At 49.6% G+C, this 645-nt stretch carries 1 protein-coding gene; it reads left to right on the forward strand.

Annotation, left to right across the window (positions count from 1 at the left end):
* Window positions 1-311 (forward strand): DUF1345 domain-containing protein (locus A8707_RS26360; RefSeq protein ID WP_156518918.1); only part of this gene is annotated, 311 nt, incomplete at its 5' end.
* Window positions 312-645 lie beyond the last annotated feature (334 nt).

Here is a 645-nt window from a genome sequence, read left to right on the forward strand (position 1 = left end):
TAACGATTGTAGGTTCCTGGCTGCTGGTTCACACCATCTTTGCGTCCCACTATGCGCGCCTCTATTATCAGGAAGGCAAGACTCTAGCCGAGTGCAAGGACGACGGACTCGATTTTCCGGGTGACACGGAGCCTGACTACTGGGATTTTCTGTACTTTTCCTTTGTCATTGGGATGACGAGCCAGGTGTCTGATGTCGCCGTACGCTCCCGGACTCTGAGGCGGTTGTCTTTATTGCATGGCATTCTCTCGTTTTTCTTCAATACCAGCCTCTTAGCGATGACGATCAACCTTGTGGCAGGGCTGATCTAACCTCGATCGCCTAACGGAAAGGCAAGACCGATGCAGCCGCACTAGGGGTCTCAGGTCGAGTTCTTGTAAAGCAGGACAAGAACCGCAATGACGTTGAATATAGCGCCAAAGAAGAACCAGAGAAGTGCATTCCTTTTAAAATCTTGGCGTGTCTGTACCGACGCTCTAACGCTGGGTTCCAGCTTCTTCAATTCCTTAACGTGCTATATTTTCTGTTTTCTGTGTCTACCCCAACATGACCCTGAGAAAAGTGATCAAGAATCATCGGGCGTTTCCCACCGATGAATCTGCCCTCAAAGTGGTTTATCGGGCGATGCACCACATTGCGAAAAAA

The sequence above is a fragment of the Phormidesmis priestleyi BC1401 genome, from assembly GCF_001650195.1.
Taxonomy (GTDB): domain Bacteria; phylum Cyanobacteriota; class Cyanobacteriia; order Leptolyngbyales; family Leptolyngbyaceae; genus Phormidesmis_A; species Phormidesmis_A priestleyi_B.